This is a genomic window from Alcaligenes sp. SJTW-7 (assembly GCF_047716895.1).
GTDB lineage: Bacteria > Pseudomonadota > Gammaproteobacteria > Burkholderiales > Burkholderiaceae_B > Alcaligenes > Alcaligenes ammonioxydans.
This window is the reverse complement of the sequence record NZ_CP136682.1, coordinates 2735300-2753104: the sequence shown is the minus strand read 5'-3', so window position 1 is coordinate 2753104 and position 17805 is coordinate 2735300. Positions and strand designations below refer to the sequence as shown.

At 57.5% G+C, this 17805-nt stretch carries 31 protein-coding genes; 22 read left to right on the top strand and 9 right to left on the bottom strand.

Annotation, left to right across the window (positions count from 1 at the left end; genetic code table 11):
• Positions 1-26 precede the first annotated feature (26 nt).
• The 3 genes from RSQ48_RS12455 to RSQ48_RS12445 all read right to left on the bottom strand — a co-directional run bounded on the left by RSQ48_RS12455 (position 27) and on the right by RSQ48_RS12445 (position 1407).
• On the bottom strand, positions 27-584 hold the full coding sequence (locus RSQ48_RS12455; protein WP_415301843.1) for a hypothetical protein: 558 nt from the start codon (positions 582-584) through the stop codon (positions 27-29).
• An 89-nt stretch (positions 585-673) separates the two neighbouring features.
• Positions 674-1177: a single-stranded DNA-binding protein gene (gene ssb, locus RSQ48_RS12450; protein WP_240209609.1), complete on the bottom strand. Its 504-nt coding sequence runs from the start codon at positions 1175-1177 to the stop codon at positions 674-676.
• A gap of 2 nt (positions 1178-1179) precedes the next feature.
• Positions 1180-1407, bottom strand: coding sequence for a hypothetical protein (locus RSQ48_RS12445; protein WP_153229607.1), 228 nt, complete (start codon positions 1405-1407; stop codon positions 1180-1182).
• Between the two features lie 133 nt (positions 1408-1540).
• On the opposite strand from RSQ48_RS12445, the gene RSQ48_RS12440 reads away from it, so the two are divergent.
• Entirely contained in the window at positions 1541-1858 is a 318-nt protein-coding gene (locus RSQ48_RS12440; protein WP_131071500.1) for a hypothetical protein, read from the top strand.
• A 69-nt stretch (positions 1859-1927) separates the two neighbouring features.
• On the opposite strand, the gene RSQ48_RS12435 is transcribed toward RSQ48_RS12440, so the two are convergent.
• The 4 genes from RSQ48_RS12435 to RSQ48_RS12420 all read right to left on the bottom strand — a co-directional run bounded on the left by RSQ48_RS12435 (position 1928) and on the right by RSQ48_RS12420 (position 4490).
• Positions 1928-2152: a hypothetical protein gene (locus tag RSQ48_RS12435; RefSeq protein ID WP_240209603.1), complete on the bottom strand. Its 225-nt coding sequence runs from the start codon at positions 2150-2152 to the stop codon at positions 1928-1930.
• 822 nt (positions 2153-2974) lie between these two features.
• On the bottom strand, positions 2975-3256 hold the full coding sequence (locus RSQ48_RS12430; protein ID WP_240209602.1) for a hypothetical protein: 282 nt from the start codon (positions 3254-3256) through the stop codon (positions 2975-2977).
• An 82-nt stretch (positions 3257-3338) separates the two neighbouring features.
• Complete coding sequence (locus tag RSQ48_RS12425) at positions 3339-4019, bottom strand: BRCT domain-containing protein (protein ID WP_240209601.1); 681 nt, start codon at positions 4017-4019, stop codon at positions 3339-3341.
• A 36-nt stretch (positions 4020-4055) separates the two neighbouring features.
• Positions 4056-4490 carry a helix-turn-helix domain-containing protein gene (locus RSQ48_RS12420; protein WP_240209600.1) on the bottom strand — a complete coding sequence of 145 codons (435 nt, stop codon included), beginning with the start codon at positions 4488-4490 and terminating at the stop codon, positions 4056-4058.
• Between the two features lie 72 nt (positions 4491-4562).
• Here RSQ48_RS12420 and RSQ48_RS12415 point away from each other — a divergent pair, with 72 nt between their 5' ends.
• On the top strand, positions 4563-4880 hold the full coding sequence (locus tag RSQ48_RS12415; protein ID WP_415301842.1) for a helix-turn-helix domain-containing protein: 318 nt from the start codon (positions 4563-4565) through the stop codon (positions 4878-4880).
• A gap of 7 nt (positions 4881-4887) precedes the next feature.
• Here the strand turns inward: RSQ48_RS12415 and RSQ48_RS12410 are convergent, their stop codons facing one another.
• Together RSQ48_RS12410 and RSQ48_RS12405 are read right to left on the bottom strand one after the other, a co-directional pair.
• Positions 4888-5208, bottom strand: a complete 321-nt coding sequence (locus RSQ48_RS12410; protein ID WP_240209599.1) for a hypothetical protein — start codon at positions 5206-5208, stop codon at positions 4888-4890.
• Positions 5209-5275: 67 nt separating this feature from the next.
• On the bottom strand, positions 5276-5479 hold the full coding sequence (locus RSQ48_RS12405) for a hypothetical protein (protein WP_240209598.1): 204 nt from the start codon (positions 5477-5479) through the stop codon (positions 5276-5278).
• A gap of 103 nt (positions 5480-5582) precedes the next feature.
• Between RSQ48_RS12405 and RSQ48_RS12400 the strand changes: the two genes are divergently transcribed.
• The 20 genes from RSQ48_RS12400 (at position 5583) to RSQ48_RS12305 (ending at position 17805) form a co-directional block, all read left to right on the top strand.
• Entirely contained in the window at positions 5583-6104 is a 522-nt protein-coding gene (locus RSQ48_RS12400; protein WP_240209597.1) for a phage regulatory CII family protein, read from the top strand.
• Entirely contained in the window at positions 6101-6361 is a 261-nt protein-coding gene (locus RSQ48_RS12395; RefSeq protein WP_121739333.1) for a hypothetical protein, read from the top strand. Before RSQ48_RS12400 ends, RSQ48_RS12395 begins: the two co-directional genes overlap by 4 nt.
• Positions 6358-6492, top strand: coding sequence for a hypothetical protein (locus RSQ48_RS12390; protein ID WP_257723247.1), 135 nt, complete (start codon positions 6358-6360; stop codon positions 6490-6492). Before RSQ48_RS12395 ends, RSQ48_RS12390 begins: the two co-directional genes overlap by 4 nt.
• Positions 6479-7003, top strand: coding sequence for a hypothetical protein (locus RSQ48_RS12385; RefSeq protein ID WP_415301841.1), 525 nt, complete (start codon positions 6479-6481; stop codon positions 7001-7003). The genes RSQ48_RS12390 and RSQ48_RS12385 overlap by 14 nt, the downstream gene beginning before the upstream one ends.
• 74 nt (positions 7004-7077) lie before the next feature.
• Positions 7078-7887 (top strand): hypothetical protein, encoded by an 810-nt coding sequence (locus tag RSQ48_RS12380; protein ID WP_415301840.1) that lies wholly within the window; start codon positions 7078-7080, stop codon positions 7885-7887.
• Entirely contained in the window at positions 7871-8578 is a 708-nt protein-coding gene (locus RSQ48_RS12375) for a hypothetical protein (RefSeq protein WP_415301839.1), read from the top strand. The genes RSQ48_RS12380 and RSQ48_RS12375 overlap by 17 nt, the downstream gene beginning before the upstream one ends.
• A complete protein-coding gene (locus tag RSQ48_RS12370) occupies positions 8575-8955 on the top strand; it encodes a hypothetical protein (RefSeq protein ID WP_240209562.1) in 381 nt (126 codons plus the stop codon). The genes RSQ48_RS12375 and RSQ48_RS12370 overlap by 4 nt, the downstream gene beginning before the upstream one ends.
• Positions 8952-9365 carry a hypothetical protein gene (locus RSQ48_RS12365; RefSeq protein WP_240209563.1) on the top strand — a complete coding sequence of 138 codons (414 nt, stop codon included), beginning with the start codon at positions 8952-8954 and terminating at the stop codon, positions 9363-9365. The genes RSQ48_RS12370 and RSQ48_RS12365 overlap by 4 nt, the downstream gene beginning before the upstream one ends.
• Before the next feature lie 87 nt (positions 9366-9452).
• On the top strand, positions 9453-9767 hold the full coding sequence (locus RSQ48_RS12360) for an HNH endonuclease (RefSeq protein WP_415301838.1): 315 nt from the start codon (positions 9453-9455) through the stop codon (positions 9765-9767).
• 279 nt (positions 9768-10046) lie between these two features.
• Positions 10047-10463, top strand: coding sequence for a hypothetical protein (locus RSQ48_RS12355; RefSeq protein ID WP_131071513.1), 417 nt, complete (start codon positions 10047-10049; stop codon positions 10461-10463).
• The gene (locus RSQ48_RS12350; protein ID WP_240209564.1) at positions 10441-12210 is read left to right on the top strand and encodes a terminase large subunit; all 1770 of its coding nucleotides are present in this window, start codon (positions 10441-10443) and stop codon (positions 12208-12210) included. The genes RSQ48_RS12355 and RSQ48_RS12350 overlap by 23 nt, the downstream gene beginning before the upstream one ends.
• Positions 12207-13505 (top strand): phage portal protein, encoded by a 1299-nt coding sequence (locus tag RSQ48_RS12345; protein ID WP_240209565.1) that lies wholly within the window; start codon positions 12207-12209, stop codon positions 13503-13505. The genes RSQ48_RS12350 and RSQ48_RS12345 overlap by 4 nt, the downstream gene beginning before the upstream one ends.
• A 10-nt stretch (positions 13506-13515) precedes the next feature.
• The gene (locus tag RSQ48_RS12340; RefSeq protein ID WP_240209566.1) at positions 13516-14385 is read left to right on the top strand and encodes a head maturation protease, ClpP-related; all 870 of its coding nucleotides are present in this window, start codon (positions 13516-13518) and stop codon (positions 14383-14385) included.
• 9 nt (positions 14386-14394) lie between these two features.
• Positions 14395-15612 (top strand): phage major capsid protein, encoded by a 1218-nt coding sequence (locus RSQ48_RS12335; protein WP_240209567.1) that lies wholly within the window; start codon positions 14395-14397, stop codon positions 15610-15612.
• Between the two features lie 51 nt (positions 15613-15663).
• Positions 15664-15879, top strand: coding sequence for a hypothetical protein (locus RSQ48_RS12330; protein ID WP_240209568.1), 216 nt, complete (start codon positions 15664-15666; stop codon positions 15877-15879).
• Positions 15880-15898: 19 nt separating this feature from the next.
• On the top strand, positions 15899-16222 hold the full coding sequence (locus RSQ48_RS12325; RefSeq protein ID WP_240209569.1) for a head-tail connector protein: 324 nt from the start codon (positions 15899-15901) through the stop codon (positions 16220-16222).
• Entirely contained in the window at positions 16219-16593 is a 375-nt protein-coding gene (locus tag RSQ48_RS12320) for a head-tail adaptor protein (protein WP_131071519.1), read from the top strand. Before RSQ48_RS12325 ends, RSQ48_RS12320 begins: the two co-directional genes overlap by 4 nt.
• Positions 16590-17027 carry a hypothetical protein gene (locus RSQ48_RS12315; protein WP_131071520.1) on the top strand — a complete coding sequence of 146 codons (438 nt, stop codon included), beginning with the start codon at positions 16590-16592 and terminating at the stop codon, positions 17025-17027. The genes RSQ48_RS12320 and RSQ48_RS12315 overlap by 4 nt, the downstream gene beginning before the upstream one ends.
• A complete protein-coding gene (locus RSQ48_RS12310; protein WP_240209570.1) occupies positions 17024-17623 on the top strand; it encodes a hypothetical protein in 600 nt (199 codons plus the stop codon). Before RSQ48_RS12315 ends, RSQ48_RS12310 begins: the two co-directional genes overlap by 4 nt.
• Entirely contained in the window at positions 17623-17805 is a 183-nt protein-coding gene (locus tag RSQ48_RS12305; RefSeq protein WP_240209571.1) for a DUF2635 domain-containing protein, read from the top strand. Before RSQ48_RS12310 ends, RSQ48_RS12305 begins: the two co-directional genes overlap by 1 nt.

The window sequence follows — 17805 nt, the reverse complement described above, 5'->3', positions numbered from 1 at the left end:
CTGTGCCGAAGTAAAGGGGTAAAGCGTTAAAGGGCGAATCTGCGGAAAGGGCGGACACGGAACTCGCCGCTACGAAGGTGGTAGTTCACGTCTCCGTGCTCGAAAACGACCGCCCAGGGATAAGAACCGCGTAGGCTGCTGGTCCAGTACCAGCTCGATTTCTCGAACAAGTCCGGGACGTTGGCCAGGGCGACCATCATTTCGCGCCGGGATGGCAGATAGAAATCGCAATGCCCGTCTGCCTCATAACCACGAGCCAGCTTGGCGGCAGGGTATTTGTCGCTCAGGGCGTTGGCATTGCTCAGGCCATCCCATGCGCTCATATCGAGATCGCCTTCTGGCCCCCAGGCTGCGGTGCCTACATCCGCTGGCTCGGCGATGATCAGGCCGTACAGCACCCCGTCATCACCACGGATGTCGCCTATATAGATTCCGCCTTGGCCGGAAAGGTACTCGCCGATCTTGTGACGCCCTATTACGGGCGCAGTTGCTTGTTTCAGGCTACCGATCAGCTTCTCAGCTACGGTAGAGGTAGGCAGCGCGAGCACGGCTCCGCCACCCAAATCGAATTGGACTGTGTTCATTGGTTTGGTTTCCTTGTCGGGAAGTTGCCCCGAAGGGCGATGGTAGGCGGCACGGCACCGGGTAAACCGGCGCTCAAGGCCGTGTCGCCTCAGTTAAAAGGTATGTCGTCGTCCATATCGGCGAGATTGTCTGACGGCGGCGGCGCTTGTCGCTGTTGTTGGCCGCGCCCCGTGGCCTCTGCGTAGTTATTGTGCTGCTGGCCCTGCGGTTGCCGCTGCTCTGGCTGGGGTGAATTGCCATATCCCTCGCCACCACCGTCACGGCCACCCAGCATTTGCATTTGCTCGGCGATGATTTCGGTCGTAAAGCGCTCCTGGCCGTCCTGGCCCGTCCATTTACGGGTACGCAGACGACCTTCTACGTAGACGGGGCGGCCTTTACGCAGGTACTCACCTGCAATTTCAGCCAAACGGTTGTAGAACACCACACGGTGCCATTCGGTTTCCTCTCGGGGTTCGCTAGTCTGCTTATCCTTCCAGCTGGAAGTAGTAGCAATCGAGATATTGCACACGGGGGCGCCACTGGCCTGGTATCGGACTTCGGGATCTCGCCCCAGGTTGCCCACCAGAATGACTTTGTTGACTGATGCCATATTTAAAAGCCCGCTGCGGGGGCGATGAATTTCAGGATCACTGCGATAACAAAGAACGCAGTGGGCATTCCCAGGCACCAACTGGCCGGGGTCTCGCTTTCAGCAGGCAAAGGCTCCCACCCAAAGTGAGCGGCCAGGGGTGGGCGCACAGAGCGCACCCAGAACTTGTCAGCTAGCAGTGCGATGGAAAGCACGCCAGCCCACATAAACAGATTTGCGAGCGCAGTCATAGCGCCTCCTGTTGAAAAACGAAAAAGCCCCACGCTTCGTTTGAAGGTGGGGCGGCTATTGATCACAATTGTTTTGACTAATTCTTCTGTACGGCTACACTCGTTCAGTAACGACTACTTGGACTAAAGGCATATGAGCAATAGGAAAAGCCCAAGAAAAACGGCTCTGGCTGAGATTCGTAGAGTCCGTTCTCTTTGGTATGAATCGCAGAGTGAAGATCCGATAGCTACTGAAAATCTGCTGGCGTATATCCGTCAATATAAGACCGCAGACGCTTTTGTTAGGCATTTCATTTTATTGAAAATGAACGCTTCGGAATTAAAACCGGTTGGCATTAAAAATCAAAAAAAGACGCCAACAGCGTGGGAGCGCGGTCAAAATAACTTTCGCTCAGGACGAATAACGGTGCTTAGCGGGGGGCTTCCATCACTTGGTCGTAAATCAAAATAATCATTTTGCATCTGAAACCGCCCTATTGAGGGCTCTTTCAGATGCGGCCCCGATCCGGGGGCCTGGAGATCAAAAGGTGGTTGGCTGGGCAATGCCGCGGATGGCCCACATGAAACCCTGTTGCAGGTTAGTTTTACCCAGGGCAACCGCACGTTGATCCAGAGAACCATCAGCCTGCAGCTTTTCCATCCAAGCACCGACTTTCTCAGCCAGCTCCTTGCCTTCGTTCATTGCCGCAATCTCGGACTCCGACAAATCGCGGTAGCCCTTGATGTGCTTGTGTTGGTTATCCATATTTCCTCGCTTCAGTAAGCACCACCATTGATGCTTACCAAAGCGGCCTGTCTCCAGGCCGTTGCTGGGATTCCAACCAGCATGACCATTTCCGTTTTTGGCCGTCTACGCCTCACCCTCTTTCTCCGTGAACCGCGCTTGGCGGACTGGAGACGGCAGGGATACCGCGCAGAGCCACAACCATGCTTGTGGGTGCTATTGAGCCGGACGAACACCCTCACATAGGCGGGGTGAGCAACATCGGCAGGTGGGTTGTTAAAGAGCGTTGGATGAATAATAGGAATTCCTATATTTAATGTCAATAGGAATTCCTATATTTGTTTTTAAGATGTTGGAAAGGGCGGCCTAATTGTTGGTTTTAATATTGCGTGAGGCTCAGGGCTATGAGTCTGTCCCGGATTATTGTGAGCTGTATCACAGCGTGACTGGAAAGCACGCCAAGCGGGGCGAGGCTGATCGCGTCGGCTAGCGCAGCGATTTGGGCGCTCAGTTCATGTTCTTGTGGGGGATGATCCTTGTGGCTACTCGACATACCGCAATGCTTTTCTCTTTAGATTGAACGTTTTTGGATCTACGCTCTGAGTGGCTGAGACTCGCGGAGCGCATCAAGATAGCGGGGTAGTGGGGTACATGTACTGTATATCTGTACAGTGTTTTTGGTCAAGGCGATTGATGACTTTGCGGCTCCGGTTTTAAGGGGAGCAGGGATCTGTGTACTTTGACTGCCACGCTCTTGGGGAGAGGCAAGAACCAAAAAACCGCCTGATAGGCGGTTTTCTACATCAAAATATACGATAGTGAGTTCTATACTTGGCTAGCCCATCAGGGCTCGGTTTTTGAGGCATCCAAAGTAAACATAACCATCACACCATATTTTTTGCATACCTTAAAAGGCTCGGTGGCAGTGTCTATATCCAGGTCTTCGCCGCGTAAGCCTTGCCACATAGCCAGATAATGCAAGGATCCATATTTGCGACCTGCTTTAAGAGTTTTATCCACCCCCCCTTTAAATGGGAGCATAACCAGCTCTCCGGCTATGGCGGCTGCTGCGAGCTGATGGTTTCCGCAGGCCATGTCCCGGCCCCGCTCCCAGCTTGTGATCAAGCCCAGATCCTCGCCCTCCCAACGGTGCTCAAATGTGAGACCCCGGCGAATATCTGCGCTTATAGGTCGCGTGATTCTCACTTTAAAGTCCTAAACTCTCATGCCAATATTGTTCGCTAATAATATGCAGTGGAAGACCGTTGTCGCGATACTCCACTGCCTTTTTGATTTTCAGGCCATGTGTGCTGTGTAGCCAGTCCCTACTGCCGAGATTGCCGATTACTAAGAAATTCAGTTTCTTAGTAATATTGGGCAAGATGAGTCCGCCACGCGCCTGAATCTGGCCCTCACACCATGCCCTGGTGCCGCTGACAAACTTTCCAGTAAAGCAGAATGTGCTGCCAACGAGCGAAACAGCAGGAGCGGGCTTGCAAAGAGGCAGAGATGTGCTGCGGTTAGCTGTTTCTTTATGCGAGGAGGCTGACTGCTTTCCACCTACAGCATCTAGAAGCAAAGCCATTATTTCCGCTTCTTCGTCAGCGTCCATATGCCCGTCCGCCAATGCGCTGTCAATGCGACGGTACAACACGTTTGCTGGCCATACATCTATAACGCTTCGGTTGGATTCTAACCATCGAAGCAAAAACTCCACCTCTTGTTGGCAGATGGCGCCGTCGGCTAAAACGCCTTTTACTAAGCCGATTAGTTCGTCTATTTGCCGTCCTTGCACGGCTTGATTGCGATATTGGGAAACAACGGGCTGGCCGTCTTCATCCCTAGGCTCTCTGTTAGAGCCCGCAAGAGCGTCATTAAACCAACCCACACTAACCTCACATTTACTAATAAAGCAAAGACCTGGTTACTGCTGCTGGTCTAGTTCTTTTGAGGATGCCTTCATCCTCTCTTGAACCAGTTGACGGGCATTCTCGATTGCCGCGGCAGTGCCAGTAGTCATCCAAGTGGGCATTGGGTGCCCATCCTCACGCAGCAAGTGCTGAACGAGAGCCTTAGTGGCATCGTCCTGTGCGATGTAGCGATGCAGCAGGCTTATAAGCTCCTCATCGTCTAATAATTCGGTCGCTGTTACATCCATCGGGCCTTTGCCCTCAGCAAGCCAGCGTGCGTTCACCTTATAGAGGTGCGCCAGGCGAGGGGTAAATCCAGATGTCTGGTACTCGTCATTCTCTAGCTCTGAAATTAGAGGCTGCTTCGTACCGATCCTAGCAGCAACCTCTTGCTGACTAAGTCTTGCTTTCTTTCGAGCGAATTTTAGGCGTGCACCGAACGTATTCATATAGGTATTCTGATATAGAAGCCCATAGGAATGCCTATTGATGATAAATAGGAATTCCTATAATATTTGGCCATGAACTGGAAAAACATCATTCATAGCCTTCTGTCAGATGGGTGGACTCAAACGCAAATTGCTAAAGCGGTTGGTGTTGCACAGCCCACAATTTCGGGATTGTTGTCGGGGGCGCAACGCGACATGAGATGGGAAAGCGGTAACCGACTCATTTCGTTGTACCGCCTGAACTGCAAGCCGTCGCAGGAGAGCCCGCTTGATGTCGGCCCACTCGATTTTGAGGAGCTACACATGCCCAACACCACCGACCCCAAACCTGACGACCGTATCCCCATCGGTCCCCCTGACTGCATTACGAAAGGGGGCGCACATGTGTGAGGCCCCGTCAGTGCTTGCCGCTGGCGGGGGCGATTGCAGCGTCTGCATCCATTTGCGCTTTGAGCGCGGCGAACTTACTGCGACTGTCGGCATTGATGGCAACGCCAAAGTGGGCACAAAAACGCAGGAACTCGGCCAGATCAAACGGAATCCTGACGGGAGTAGCACCTTGGCTGCGGGCTTGATCTTCGCGCTGCTCGGCACCAGCGAGCCAATCCTCGTACCTACTTGGCAACCGGTAACCGTCTTCCATTGCGGCGTTGATCTTTTCATAGTCCCCGGCGCGGTACCAGCATTGGGCTACAAGCAGACTCTTTGATTGCTTCACGGTCGATTCCTTTGAGAAAAGTTCAGTTACCGGCATTCCTAAGCATAGCTGATCGGGATTGACCACCTCAATGAAGGGTCACGGCCCCGAGTTCACCCAGACCATGCAGTTCATTCCAAACAAGCCGGTCATAGATGCCGGTGATGTGGTCATCGGTAGGGCAGTTGAAGACCTGGTACGCCAGCTCAGTAGCTCTATCAATGATTTCAAAGCGGGGAAGTTCTTTTTTATCCATCCCTGCATTTTCAGATCCAACACCTATTTTTTCCATTTGTAGTTCCCGTCCCTGATTAATCACTACGTACTTTTCACACTTTTACTGTAGCGATTGTCGGGAGAGGGCGAAACGCTGAAATACACAGGAGTTCAGCCCAATGACAAGACGTTTTTCTTCCTTGAACTGGCGAGACGCGCTCTACAGTGCCGTCCGCCAGGCCCCAGGCGGCGTTGGCGCGGCTGCCGTGTTTCTCTCTGACCGTCGCGCCGTCTCCATCCACCCCGAGTCACTGCGCCGGAAACTGACCGGTGGTGAGCAACTGGACATTGACATGGCCTTCTTGCTGACCGAGTGGCTGGAGGAACTGGCCGACTGCCGAGAAAGCGCCCGTGACTGGCTCATCGCTGCAGCCCATCAGGGTGGCCTGCATGTCGTTGACTTGCCACCAGAGCCGGTAGGGGGATTCGAGAACGAGGCCACTGCTTTAAATGAAAAGGCACTCAAAGCAGCCGCTGAGCTTGGCGAGATGTGCAGCGCCATCACCGGCACAACCGCAGACGGTCGTGTGACCCATGAAGAGCGTGAGCGTGTGGTGGCCAAAGCCTTGGATCTGATCCGCCTGTGCTTTCGCATCATCCGCAACGTGACCCGCTGGCACCGCAAGGAGGCATCAGTATGACCAAAGCACCCTACGGGACCTACTACACCGACCTGTACAAGCTTGGCTGGTTCAACAGCCCCCAGGTATGCAAAGCCCTGAACGTCGCTTTTGACCAAGAACCCCATGAGCGCCAGCGCCAGATCAAAGAAAAGCTATACGCCGAGTTCGGTACTGACAGCCTGGCCAAGGTGAACCCACAGCACTTCGTGCGCACGCTAGACGGCATGGGTCTGTTCTTCACGCTGCCGACGTCCCTCAAGGACCAATTGCGATGAAGACATTAGAAACACTGATAGCGCTGTATAGCGGCTACCCCATGCCTTTGTGGGCAGCATTGACAGCAACAAGCATCGTCATGGGCGCATCACTGTGGATTGCCTTGGGGAAGATCGATGAAAAAGACTGATCTGCCCCTGCGTACCCAGCTGCAGCGCCGACAAGCACTCAAGCGCAGTGCATTCAAGGCAAAGCCAAAGCAAAAGAAGGGCCCCAGCATGCCCATGGTCGTCGCCAAGCTCGTAGGCACCCTTTTCAAGCACCAGCCTAAACCGCCAGCTGTTTTCCGCTCTGAGCATCACCGTCGCAACGTCGCGGCACTGCCATGTGCCCATTGCGGTCGCTGGCACCGCTCCCAGGCTGCCCACATGAACGGCATTGAGTTCGGCAAAGGGCTGGGCCTGAAGGTATCTGACGCTTTGATGTTCCCATTGTGTACCGATAACGCCTGGGGACGCGGCTGCCACAGCATGCTGGACCAAGGGGGCGTCTACGACAAAGCCACCGCAGTGGGACTGCAGATCACCTGGCTGCACCAAACCCGCGATGAATTGAAACGACTGGGCCAATGGCCCGAGGAAGCCGACCGCGACGTAGAGACGTTCGTGGGGGCGTATTTGAGGAGGCAGGTGACATGCTAAGTGCATCAGACCTGATGCGTACGATAGGGCGCCCGATAGCCTATCACCCCGCCTTGGCACGAATGGTAGGGGGCGTGAATGCTGCCATCTTCTTGTCTCAGCTCATCTACTGGGACGAGCGCATGGAAGACGCCGAGCTGGGTGTATACAAGACCGCAGAACAGTGGGAGGCAGAAACGGGCTTGTCCGCTAAAGAGCAGGCCACAGCGCGTCGTCAGCTCCGTGCCCGTGGTCTTATCACCGAAACGCACAAGCGTATCGAGCACAAGCTGTACTTCAAACTCGACCGAGATGCGTTTGACAGTCTGGTTTCCGAGGCCGTCGAGGGGGCGCAAAACAGTGGAAACCCCGAACGCCAAAACGGCGATTCCCGAAACGCCAAAAGGCAATTGGGGAACAGCGAAAAGGCAATTACCGAAACCCCCAAAGCGGAACTCCCGAACTCCCCAAACGGCAGTTCGTTAATAAAGACAGAGATTACTACAGAGACTACAAAAGAAAAAAATACCAAAAAAGAAAACTCGCCCTCATTCAGCTTTGAGCACTGGCCTGTCAATCCGTCGCCAGAAGTCTGGGCGGATTACCTGCAGCACCGCAAAGCGATCAAAGCACCGCTGACCCAGACCGCTGTAAATCGCTTGGGGGCGGAAGCGCATAAAGCCCAGGCTGCCGGGTTCAGTGTTGACGACTTTCTGGCCGAGTGCATGCTGCGCGGCTGGCGAGGAGGGAAAGCCGACTGGCTAACGCGGGGGATGTTGCAGGACCAGCAAGGGGGCGGGCAAGCGGCTCGGGGTGGAAAGTTTGACCCGAATGCGTTTCTGGAGCAGCGACGCAAAGATCGGATGAAGGGTTGCCAAGGAGGTGGTGATGTTGTCGACGTTTGAGCGTGAGAGCGCCTGGTTGAAGCCAGTGCCCAAGCTGGGTGGCAAAACGCTGATGGAGCACTTGTACGCCCGGATGGATGGCCTGTACCCCGGCAAGTGGAAGTCAAACTTTGTGGGCGAGGCAGCCATGTCGAACTGGGAGCAGGCTTGGGCTGAGGCGTTTGATGAGGAAGGGATTCGTCCGGTGGATGTTGCCTTGGGCATTCAGAACAGCCGACGCATGTACGACTGGCCTCCCAGCTTGACCGAGTTTTTGCGGGCCTGCCGTCCCTACCTGGAGCCGGATGTGGCGTTTTTCGAGGCGGTGAGGGGCATGCAAGCGCGAGAGCGGGGTGAACGTGGCGAGTGGTCTCACCCTGCGATATTTCACGCCGCGGCAGCTGTAGGCCGGTTTGATTTGCTCAACCAAGCCTACCAGCAGATGGAAGGGCGCTGGAAGAAAGCACTCCATGCCCAGCTGGCCCTGGGGGCGTGGTCCGACATTCCCGACCCAGCACCAGCACTGCCAGCGCCTTCAGGCTCAGCCCAGACTGAGCAGGGGACCAAGGCTATGCGTGAAATGGCTCAACGAGCAATAAGCCGCAAAGGGAAGGACCACAAGGCGTGGGCAAAGGGGATCATGGCTAATCCCAAGAGCCGGTCTCCCGCAATCGTTCGCATGGCCCAAGCGGCGGTAGGAGAGTCAGCATGACCGAGGCGACCGGGTTAACTCTGGTGCTGCCTTGGCCTGATATGCGGCTGATGCCTAATCGCAAGAACGGTCGGCACTGGGGAGGCGTCCAGTCAGCCAAGGAGCAGGCAAGGCGCGATGGGCGTGTGGCGGCAGTCGTAGGGCTCGGGCGGCGGCGATTCATTGGCGGTGATCGCATCCCAGTGAAAGTGACTTTCATGTCTCCGGACCGCAGGGGGCGCGACCTGGATAACCTGCTGGCCTGCATCAAGCCGCAGATCGATGGCATTGCCAAAGCCCTTGGAGTGGATGACAAACGGTTTCGACCGCTGATTGTTGATGATGGACTGGACCCAGCCAAGCGCGGGTATCTAAAGATTGAAGTGGGGGGTGTATGAAGACGAGGCTTGAGATCCTGCTGGGGGAATGGGGCTGCTGGAAGCAGAAGGAGAATGTGCGGGCGCTTGGCCTGCCACCTGGCTCTGTGTATACGCGGGAGCGTGTGGATGGGGCGCAGATGGTGGAGCCGAACGTGTTGCTGGTGGATGACGATCTTATGCGGGTGGATCGAGCAGTAGATGCTTTGCACCCTGATATGAAAGTCGTTGTCATTGCTCATTACATCTGGCAGGGACTGGTCAAGGTCAAGGCAGACCGCCTGGGAATATCTCGCACGGTTTACTATCGCCACATTGAGTTCGCTCATAAGCAGCTTGCGTCTACTCTGGGTGGGGCTTATAGCCAGGGCTATGAGCAGAACTATTTTGTCCCCACACATTGTTTAAGTGTGGGGACGCAAGTACTATAAATCCCGTAGGCTGGATATTGCTCAGCCTGAAGAAATTAGGAACTAAGCCCTACCGGAAACGGTGGGGCTTTTTCGTCTGGAGTTGCGATGGCAACCAAGCCGCCGACGCTTAAGCGAAAACAGGCGACGCCGCGACATGAGCCGGTAACGCCGACCTATGGGCAAGGCCGTGGCGGGCGCCCATGGCGTCGGCTCCGAGCACAGATACTGGAGCGTGATGGGTATCTATGCCAATGCAGTGATTGTGCGCGTCGGCTGGTTCCACGCCTTGCCCATGAGGTGGACCATATCAAGCCAGTAGCAGAGGGCGGGACTGATGACCCGGAGAACCTGCAGGCCATCAATCGAGATTGCCACAAGACCAAGACGCAGGCCGAAGCATTGAGGGGAAAGAAGCGATGAAGATTAGACGCCAGAGCCACCTCCGGTTTACGCCTACGCAGATGCCTGTTGGAGAGTTCTTGCGCCCCTCGCCAAGACGGGAAGGCGAGCGCGTGCTGTGGCCCGACGGGACTGTCCATGGCTGCCCGCCTCCGGGAGCGGACGCCGTGACGGTGCTCCGGCGAGCTGGGAATAGGAGGGGTGGGTCGAAAGTTTGAGCGATTTTGCTGGACACCCGACGCCCAGCCTTTTTTTTACGCCGTCAGTTGAGAAAAACTGGTTTTTTTGAGGAACACAATCATGGCGAATCCGAGAAAGCCCGCCGCGCTGAAGGTGGTGGCGGGCACGGACCGCCCCGACAGAAAAGGGGGCGATCCGGTCGATCTGCCTCTGGTGTCGGATATTCCTCCGGCGCCTGAATGGCTGCCGAATCGACATGCCGAGGCTGAATGGGCCCGGCTGGCGCAGATCTTGCATTCCAATCGTTTGTTGACGGAGGCGGGGCTAGGCCCTCTGGGTATGCTGTGCGCGCTGCATGGCAAGCTGGTCCAGCTCTGGATGGCGGGCGAGACGCCCACCGGCCACATGCTGGCGCAGTATCGGGCGCTGGTTGGCGAGTTTGGCCTGACTCCTGTTGCTCAGGGGAAGGTCAAGCCGGCAGAGCGCGAAGCTGCAGGCAATAAGTTTGCTAGCAATGGCAGAAAGCGCGCATCGTGATTACGTCGCCATTGCCATCGACTATGCAAAGGCCGCTGTGGCCGACAAGGCGCGCAAGAAGCATGGGCGCTGGATTCGGGCCGCTGCGCAACGCTTTCTGGATGACCTGAAACGCTCCAAGCGTAAAAGCACTCCATTTTTCTTTGACGAATGGCATGCCAATGACGCCTGCGATTTCATCGAGAAGCTGCCGCACGTCGAAGGCAAATGGGAGGCGCCGACCATCATTCTGCACCCAAGCCACATTTTCTTCGTGGTGCAGCTCTTCGGCTTTCGGCGACGCGACGCGGTTTTCGTTGAAGGCTGGGGCGATGCCGACAAGTTCTATCCCCGCCGTTTTACGTCAGCGCTGTTTGCGGTGGCACGCAAGAACGCGAAGTCGACGCTTGCGTCGGCCATTTTGCTGTATTGCCTGTGTTGCGAGCCGGAGGACGGCGCTCAGGTGATAAGCGCGGCCACGACGTTCGACCAGGCCAGCATTATTTTTCGCGTGTCCAAGCGCATGGTGGAAAAGACGCCGGACTTGGCCGAGGCGTTTGGGTTGCAGACCTGGGCGAAGTCAATCAGCCGGGTGGAGACGGGGAGCAGCTATAAGGCGTTACATGCGAAAGCGTCCACGCAAGACGGCTTGAATCCTTCACACGTAGGCTTGGACGAAATCCACGCTCATAAGACGCCGGACCTGCTGAACGTGTTGCAGTCGGCAGCCGGCGCCCGCGCCAATCCGCTGTGGCTTTTCACGACCACAGAGGGATATACGAATGCGGGGCCGTGGGCAGAAATCCGCGCCTTTGTGTTCTCGTTGCTTCGAGGGCTGCTGGGCAACCAGGCGGACCACTTCTTGGCGCTGTACTACGCCCTGGACAACGAAGACAAATCGGCGCGCATCAAGCAGGACGATGAGTTCGATGAGTCCAAGTGGATCAAGGCTAATCCGCTGCTCGATGTGAACCCGCATTTGAAGGCGGCAATTCGAAAGGAGGCGGTCGAGGCCAAGCAGATGCCGTCCAAACTGGCCGAATTTCGCATTAAGCGATTGAACCGGCCCGCGTCGACGGCAAACGGCTGGATCGACCTCACGAAGTGGGCCAAGTGCGGCGGATCGGTGGACTTGGAGTGGCTGGAGGGCTACCCCTGCTGGGGCGGTTTGGACTTGGCCAGTACCATCGACATTGCTGCATTTCGCCTGGTGTGGCTCGTTGAAGGCGTCTGGTACACGCATGGCTGGCGCTGGGTTCCGGCCGATGCGGTGGCGCAGCGCACTGAGCGGGCCACCGTTCCATATGCTGGCTGGGTTGAGGCAGGGCACCTGATTCAAACCGAGGGTGACGTCACTGATTACTCGGTGATCGAGCGCGATGTTCTGGCTGCGGTGGAGCGGTTTCAAGTTGAAGCCATTGCCTACGACAACTGGAACGCCGCGGATTTGGTGAACCGACTGGTGGCGGCTCAGGTGCCTATGGTGCAGTTTGTCCAGGGGACAAAGAGCTACCACCCGGCCATGCAGGCATTGGAGCGGGCGTATGTCAGCGGCAAGTTGGCACATGGCGGAGACCCGGTTCTGGCCTGGTGCGCATCCAACCTGGTTGCGCGCCGCGATGTGAACCTGAGCATGGCTCCGGATCGGAAGCGGTCGGCAGACAAGATTGACGACATGGCGGCGTTGCTGATGGCTATAGGTCTGGCGACGGCGGTGGATGAGGGCGAAGACCTCTCTGACTTTTTCAATGACGCGGTGATTGGATGAAACAGAAAGCGCAAAAGATTGGCCGGGTACGGGCGGCAGTGCTCGGCTGGCTGGGCGCCCCGTTCGGCCTCACCGACGTAGACGCTTGGGCGCGACTCGGGGCTAGCAGCTCGGCGGGGGTGAATGTCAATGACCGGAATATCCTGCAGTTGTCGGCAGTATGGGCCTGCGCTCGCCTAATCTCCGAGACCATCGGCACGCTGCCGCTTGGTATGCACGAGCGCACCAGCTCCGGCAAGCGACCTGCTCCCCAGCATCCGCTGAACTTCATCATCGGTAGCCAGCCGAATGCAGACACGATCTCATCCGTGTTTTGGGAGGCGGTGGTGGCGGCAATGCTACTTCGCGGCAATGCCCGTTGCGAAAAGCTGATGGTGGGCGATCGCGTGGTCGGCCTGCAGTTCCTGGATCCAGCGCGTCTGTCGACAGCCCGCAAGATAGACGGCACGAAGGAGTACCGCTACACCGAAGAAACAGGCAAGCAGAGGGTGATTCCAGCCTCTCGCATTTGGACCGTTCCTGGCTGGTCCTTGGATGGCAAGACGGGAGTCTCTGTTATTCAGTACGGCGCGCAAGTGTTCGGCGCAGCTCTGGCTACCGATGAGGCTGCGGCGGGCACGTTTAAGCGCGGCCTGATGCCTACGACGTGGTTTAAGTACCCAAAGGTACTGAAGCCTGAACAGAGAAAAGAGGCTCGGGAAACCATCGAGGGTCGTTTGTCCGGCGCAATCAACGCGGGCAAGCCGGCGATCCTTGAAGCCGATATGGAAGTGGGTACGCTGGGCATTAATCCGAAGGATGCGCAGATGCTTGAGTCTCGCGCCTTCAGCGTCGAGGAAATATGCCGCTGGTTTCGTGTGCCGCCGTTCATGGTTGGGCATAGCGAGAAGTCCACCAGTTGGGGGACCGGCATTGAGCAGCAGATGATCGGCTTCCTGGTTTTCACGCTGGGGCCTTGGCTCAAGCGAATCGAGCAGTCCATCATGAAGGACCTGCTGACGCCCGCGGAGCGCCTTCGTTATTACCCGAAGTTCAATGTAGAAGGCCTGTTGCGGGCTGACAGCGCCGCGCGCGCAGCGTTCTACAGTGTCATGGTTAATAACGGCATCCTGACCCGCGACGAGGTGCGGGCTCTTGAGGACCGGCCTCCGATGGGAGGTAATGCTGCCGTGCTGACCGTTCAGACGGCGTTAGCCCCGCTTGACTCGCTGGGCAGCAATACAGCAGATCAGAACGCCCGTAATGCGATGGCGGCCTGGTTGAAAGACATGATGGCCGCGACGGCCGACACCTGAGGTATCCCTTATGAGTATCAAGAACCTGCCGGCAGCGCCGGCTGGGCGGCCTTCTGCTGCCGTCAATTCCTATTTGTCGCCTCGTGCGCTTGATCGCTGGGACGCTGGTGTGCGGGCGGCGGTGGAGGACCAGGGAGACCGAACTATCAGTGTCTATGACGTAATTGGCTATGACTGGTGGACCGGCGAAGGCGTAACCGCCAAGCGCATTGCAGGAGCGCTGCGCTCCATGGGGGCGGGGCCGGTGACGGTCAATATCAACAGTCCCGGGGGCGACCTATTCGAGGGCTTGGCCATCTACAACCTTCTGCGGGAACACCAGGGCCACATTACTACCAAGGTGGTGGGGCTGGCGGCGTCTTCGGCGTCTGTCATTGCGATGGCTGGTGACACCATCCAGATTGCGCGCGCTGGGTTCTTCATGGTCCACAACGGCTGGCTGATTGCCCAGGGAAATCGCCTAGACCTGCGCGAGATTGCCGACTGGATGGAGCCATTCGACGCAGCCATGGCGGACATCTACGCCTCGCGCACTGGCCAGGATGTTGCCGACGTGCGCCGCCAGATGGATGGCGAAACGTGGTTCGGCGGCACGCAGGCCATCGAGCAGGGCTATGCCGATGAAATGCTGGCTGCTGACCAGGTGGGCAAAGGCGAAGGAGCCGCCCAGGCCAGTGCTGTACGACGCATCGAGGCAGCTATGCGTGCATCAGGGCTGCCCCGTAGCGAGGCTCAGCGCCTTATTTCTGATTTCAAGTCCAGTCTGAGAGATTCGACTGGCGGCGGTGCGCCTGATGCCACCGGACGCGGCTTGAGCGATTCAGCCGCCCTCAGCACGACGGCCGCTTTGGCCGCATCTCTAACCAACATTTTGAAATAGGAGCCAACAATGGCGAACCCCGAACATCAGATCGAACAGATCAACGCTAGCCTGAAAACTGTTGGCGACCAGCTCAAGGCGATGGCCGAGAAAGCCGACGCTGATATGAAGGCGCGCGGTGCGCTCGACCAGCAGCTGCGTGCCGACATCGACAAGACCCTGACGACCCAGGGCGAGCTGCAGGCCCGCCTGGCCACCGCCGAGCAACTGCTTGCAAAGGTTCAGAACGGTGGCGGCGTGACCGCCGGCCCGCAATCCATGGGCGAGCAGATCGCCGCGAGCGAGGATTTCCGGGCATTCGCCGGCAACCCGCGAGGGTCGTTCCGTATGCCGGTGCAAGCCGCCATCGGTTCGGGCGCTGGTTCGGCGGGCGGCCTCATCGTGCCCGACCGCCAGCCCGGCATCCAATCTCCCGCTCTGCAGCGGCTGGTCGTGCGCGACCTCATCAGCTGGGGGCGGACCAGCTCCAACAGTATTGAAGCTGTGCGTGAGCTCGTGTTCACTAACAATGCGGCGCCAGTGGGCGAGAACCCGAGCGGCGGTAAGCCCGAGTCGAATATCACCTTTGAGCCCTACCAGGCGCCGGTGACGACCATCGCTCACTGGATTCACGCTTCCCGCCAGGTGTTTGCTGATGCTCCGATGTTGCAATCCTACGTGGACGGCCGCCTTCGCTACGGCTTGAAGCTTAAGGAAGAAGGGCAACTGCTCAAGGGCAGCGGCGTAGGCCTGAACATCGACGGCATTTACACCCAGGCTTCGTCCTATGCGAATCCTGGTGTTCTGGTACAGGCAGAGACGCGAATCGACCGTCTGCGCCTCGCGCTTTTGCAGGTAGAGCTGTCCGAGTATTGGGCCGATGCCATCGTGATTAGCCCCCTGGACTGGGCAGCCATCGAGCTGACCAAGACCGATGACAACGGCTATCTGTTCGCCAATCCGCGCGCTCAAAACCTGCCGGGCCTGTGGGGTCGCAACGTCGTACCCACCCAGGCCATGGAGGTGAGCGAGTTTCTGGTGGGTGCCTTCGGCGGCGGCCTCGCTGTTCAGGGCTGGGACCGCGAGGATGTCAGCATCATGGTGTCGCTGGAGGACCGCGACAACGTGATCAAGAACATGGTGACCATTCTTTGCGAGGAGCGCGTCGGCTTGGAAGTGCGCCGCCCTCAGGCGTTCGTGAAGGGCAGCTTTGAGGGAATTGACGCAGTTCCGGGTGCGGGCGGCTGATAAGCGCGGGGCGGCGCTTTATCAGGCCGCCACAGCCTTCAAGGAATCGATATGAAAGTAAAAGCGATTTTCTCGTTTGAGCATGACGGCACCAAGCGCCGGGGCGATGTGTTCGACGTATCTGATCGGATTGGCAACCAGTTGGTCGATAAGGGCTTAGCTGTCGCTGTTGACGATGATGCCGAGGCGGGCGCTGCGCCGAATGCTGGCTCTCCCCGACGCGGAAAGCGGACTTCCGCTGCAGCCGCTGGTGCCGATCAAAAGTGAGAAAAGGAAGGGGGCGCAAATGCGGGAACTAGACTTTTTACCCTTGGAGCTGATCAAGCAGCATCTCTACATGGAGCCGGACGAGGACGCACAGGACCAGCGGTTAATTCAAATGAGCCATTCAGCCGTTGATTATGCCAGCAACTATCTGGGGCGACCTGTCCCCTGGTTAAACCCCGACGGCACAGTGGCCGAAGTCCCTGCGTCAGTAGTGGCGGCGCTGCTGATGGTTGTGGCCGATTTGTTTGAAAACAGGGAAGGCGCCATGGTTGATGCGCGCATATACGACAACCCGGCTGTGTCGCAGTTCTTGCATTTCTATCGAGTGGGGCTAGGCGCATGAGAACAGGATCTCGAATAGGTGCGCCCGTATTCCCCGACCCCTTGGTAGGCGAGCTGGATAAACGTGTTCAGATCCGATGGCGTTTGGACATTCCAGTGGGGTATGCGGGGGTGGTTGAGCAGCGGTTGGACCCCATTCGGCGCTGGGCCTCCCTTGTGCCCGTGGGAACAGCCGTCTGGGCCGCCACCGTGCAGACCGATGAGCGTATAACCCACCGCTGTCTTGTGCGCTATATCGACGGAATCACAAATCAGCATGAAATCTACCATTCGGGCCGCGTGTACTTTGTGCGCCGCGCAGCACCGCTTCGTGGAAAACGAAAGTTCTTGGTGCTGGATCTGGAAGAGATGGGTGATGGAGAGTTGATATGAAAACGTCTGCGATGCAAGCGATGCTCGGCCTGCAAGGGTTTGAAAACATTAGCCAGATGCAGTTCAAGCGCGGTCCTATGCGTAAGGCGTTCCGCGATTCTGGCCGTATGGTCGCAAAGGCTTCCCGAAAGAAAATTTCCAAGCGCGGCGGTAGCAATGAGTATCCGGGCCGGCGCACGGGGCGGATGGCCAAGTCGATCAAGGTACGTCTGGGTTCGGGCGGGTTCTACGCAAAAGTCCAGCACCAGATGCCGGCACCCGCCAGTAAGTGGGAGAAGGATCCGCGCGGGGAAGGTTTCTATCCGGCCTTCCTGCACTACGGCACAAAGCGCGGTCTGCGCTCCAGGGGCAACTGGATTGCTGATGCACTGGCTGAGCAGGAGGGCGCCATTATGCAGCGCCTGCGGGCCTCACTGAACGAGGCGTTGAAATGAAACTGTCCGATGTTGTAGGTCATTTGCGCAACTACTGCCCGTCTTTCGACAGGAGGGTGTTTGTCGCCATCGATTTCAAGCCTGACCGTGAGCAGGTCAAGGTCGTTGTGCCGGCTTTGGTGGTGATGCCGGCCGACGACGAGGCCAGGCCTCCAATTGCCCAGAACCTGGCCGTGCAGGAGGTTATCGACCGCTTCACGGTTGTGCTGATGATGGCGACGGCGAGCAACGAACGGGGTGATGCAACCGCAGATGCGCTGCATGACCTACGTGCCGAGGTCTGGCGGTCCTTGCTGGGTTGGCGGCCTGGCGATGAGTACGAGCCTATCGAGTACGAGGGCGGCGAAATTATCGACATGAACCGCGCTGTGACCTATTACGGCATGACGTTTTCCGCTGAGCTGACCGTGGGGTATGCAAACGGGCTGCCGGCGGACACCCTCCCTCAAACCTGGCAGGAGTATGAACTGGCGCAGCTCCCGTCACTGAAACGCTTGAACATCAGCGTGGATGTGATTGATCCCATCGCAGATCCCAATCTGCAAAAGCCAGGGCCGGATGGCCGGACTGAATTCAAACTTCAAGAGGATGTGTGATGAAAAAAATGCACGTGGTGCCGGTGGAGGGCCGGATGGTGCTGGACCCCGAGCGCGGGGTGGTGCTGACTGGCGCAGGCTGGGAAGTTCCCAAAACGCAGTATTGGATGCGGCGCCTGTTTGATGGCGACGTGATGGCCAAGCAAGACGATGCCCCAGCAGCGGGCAAAAAGGAGCGTTGA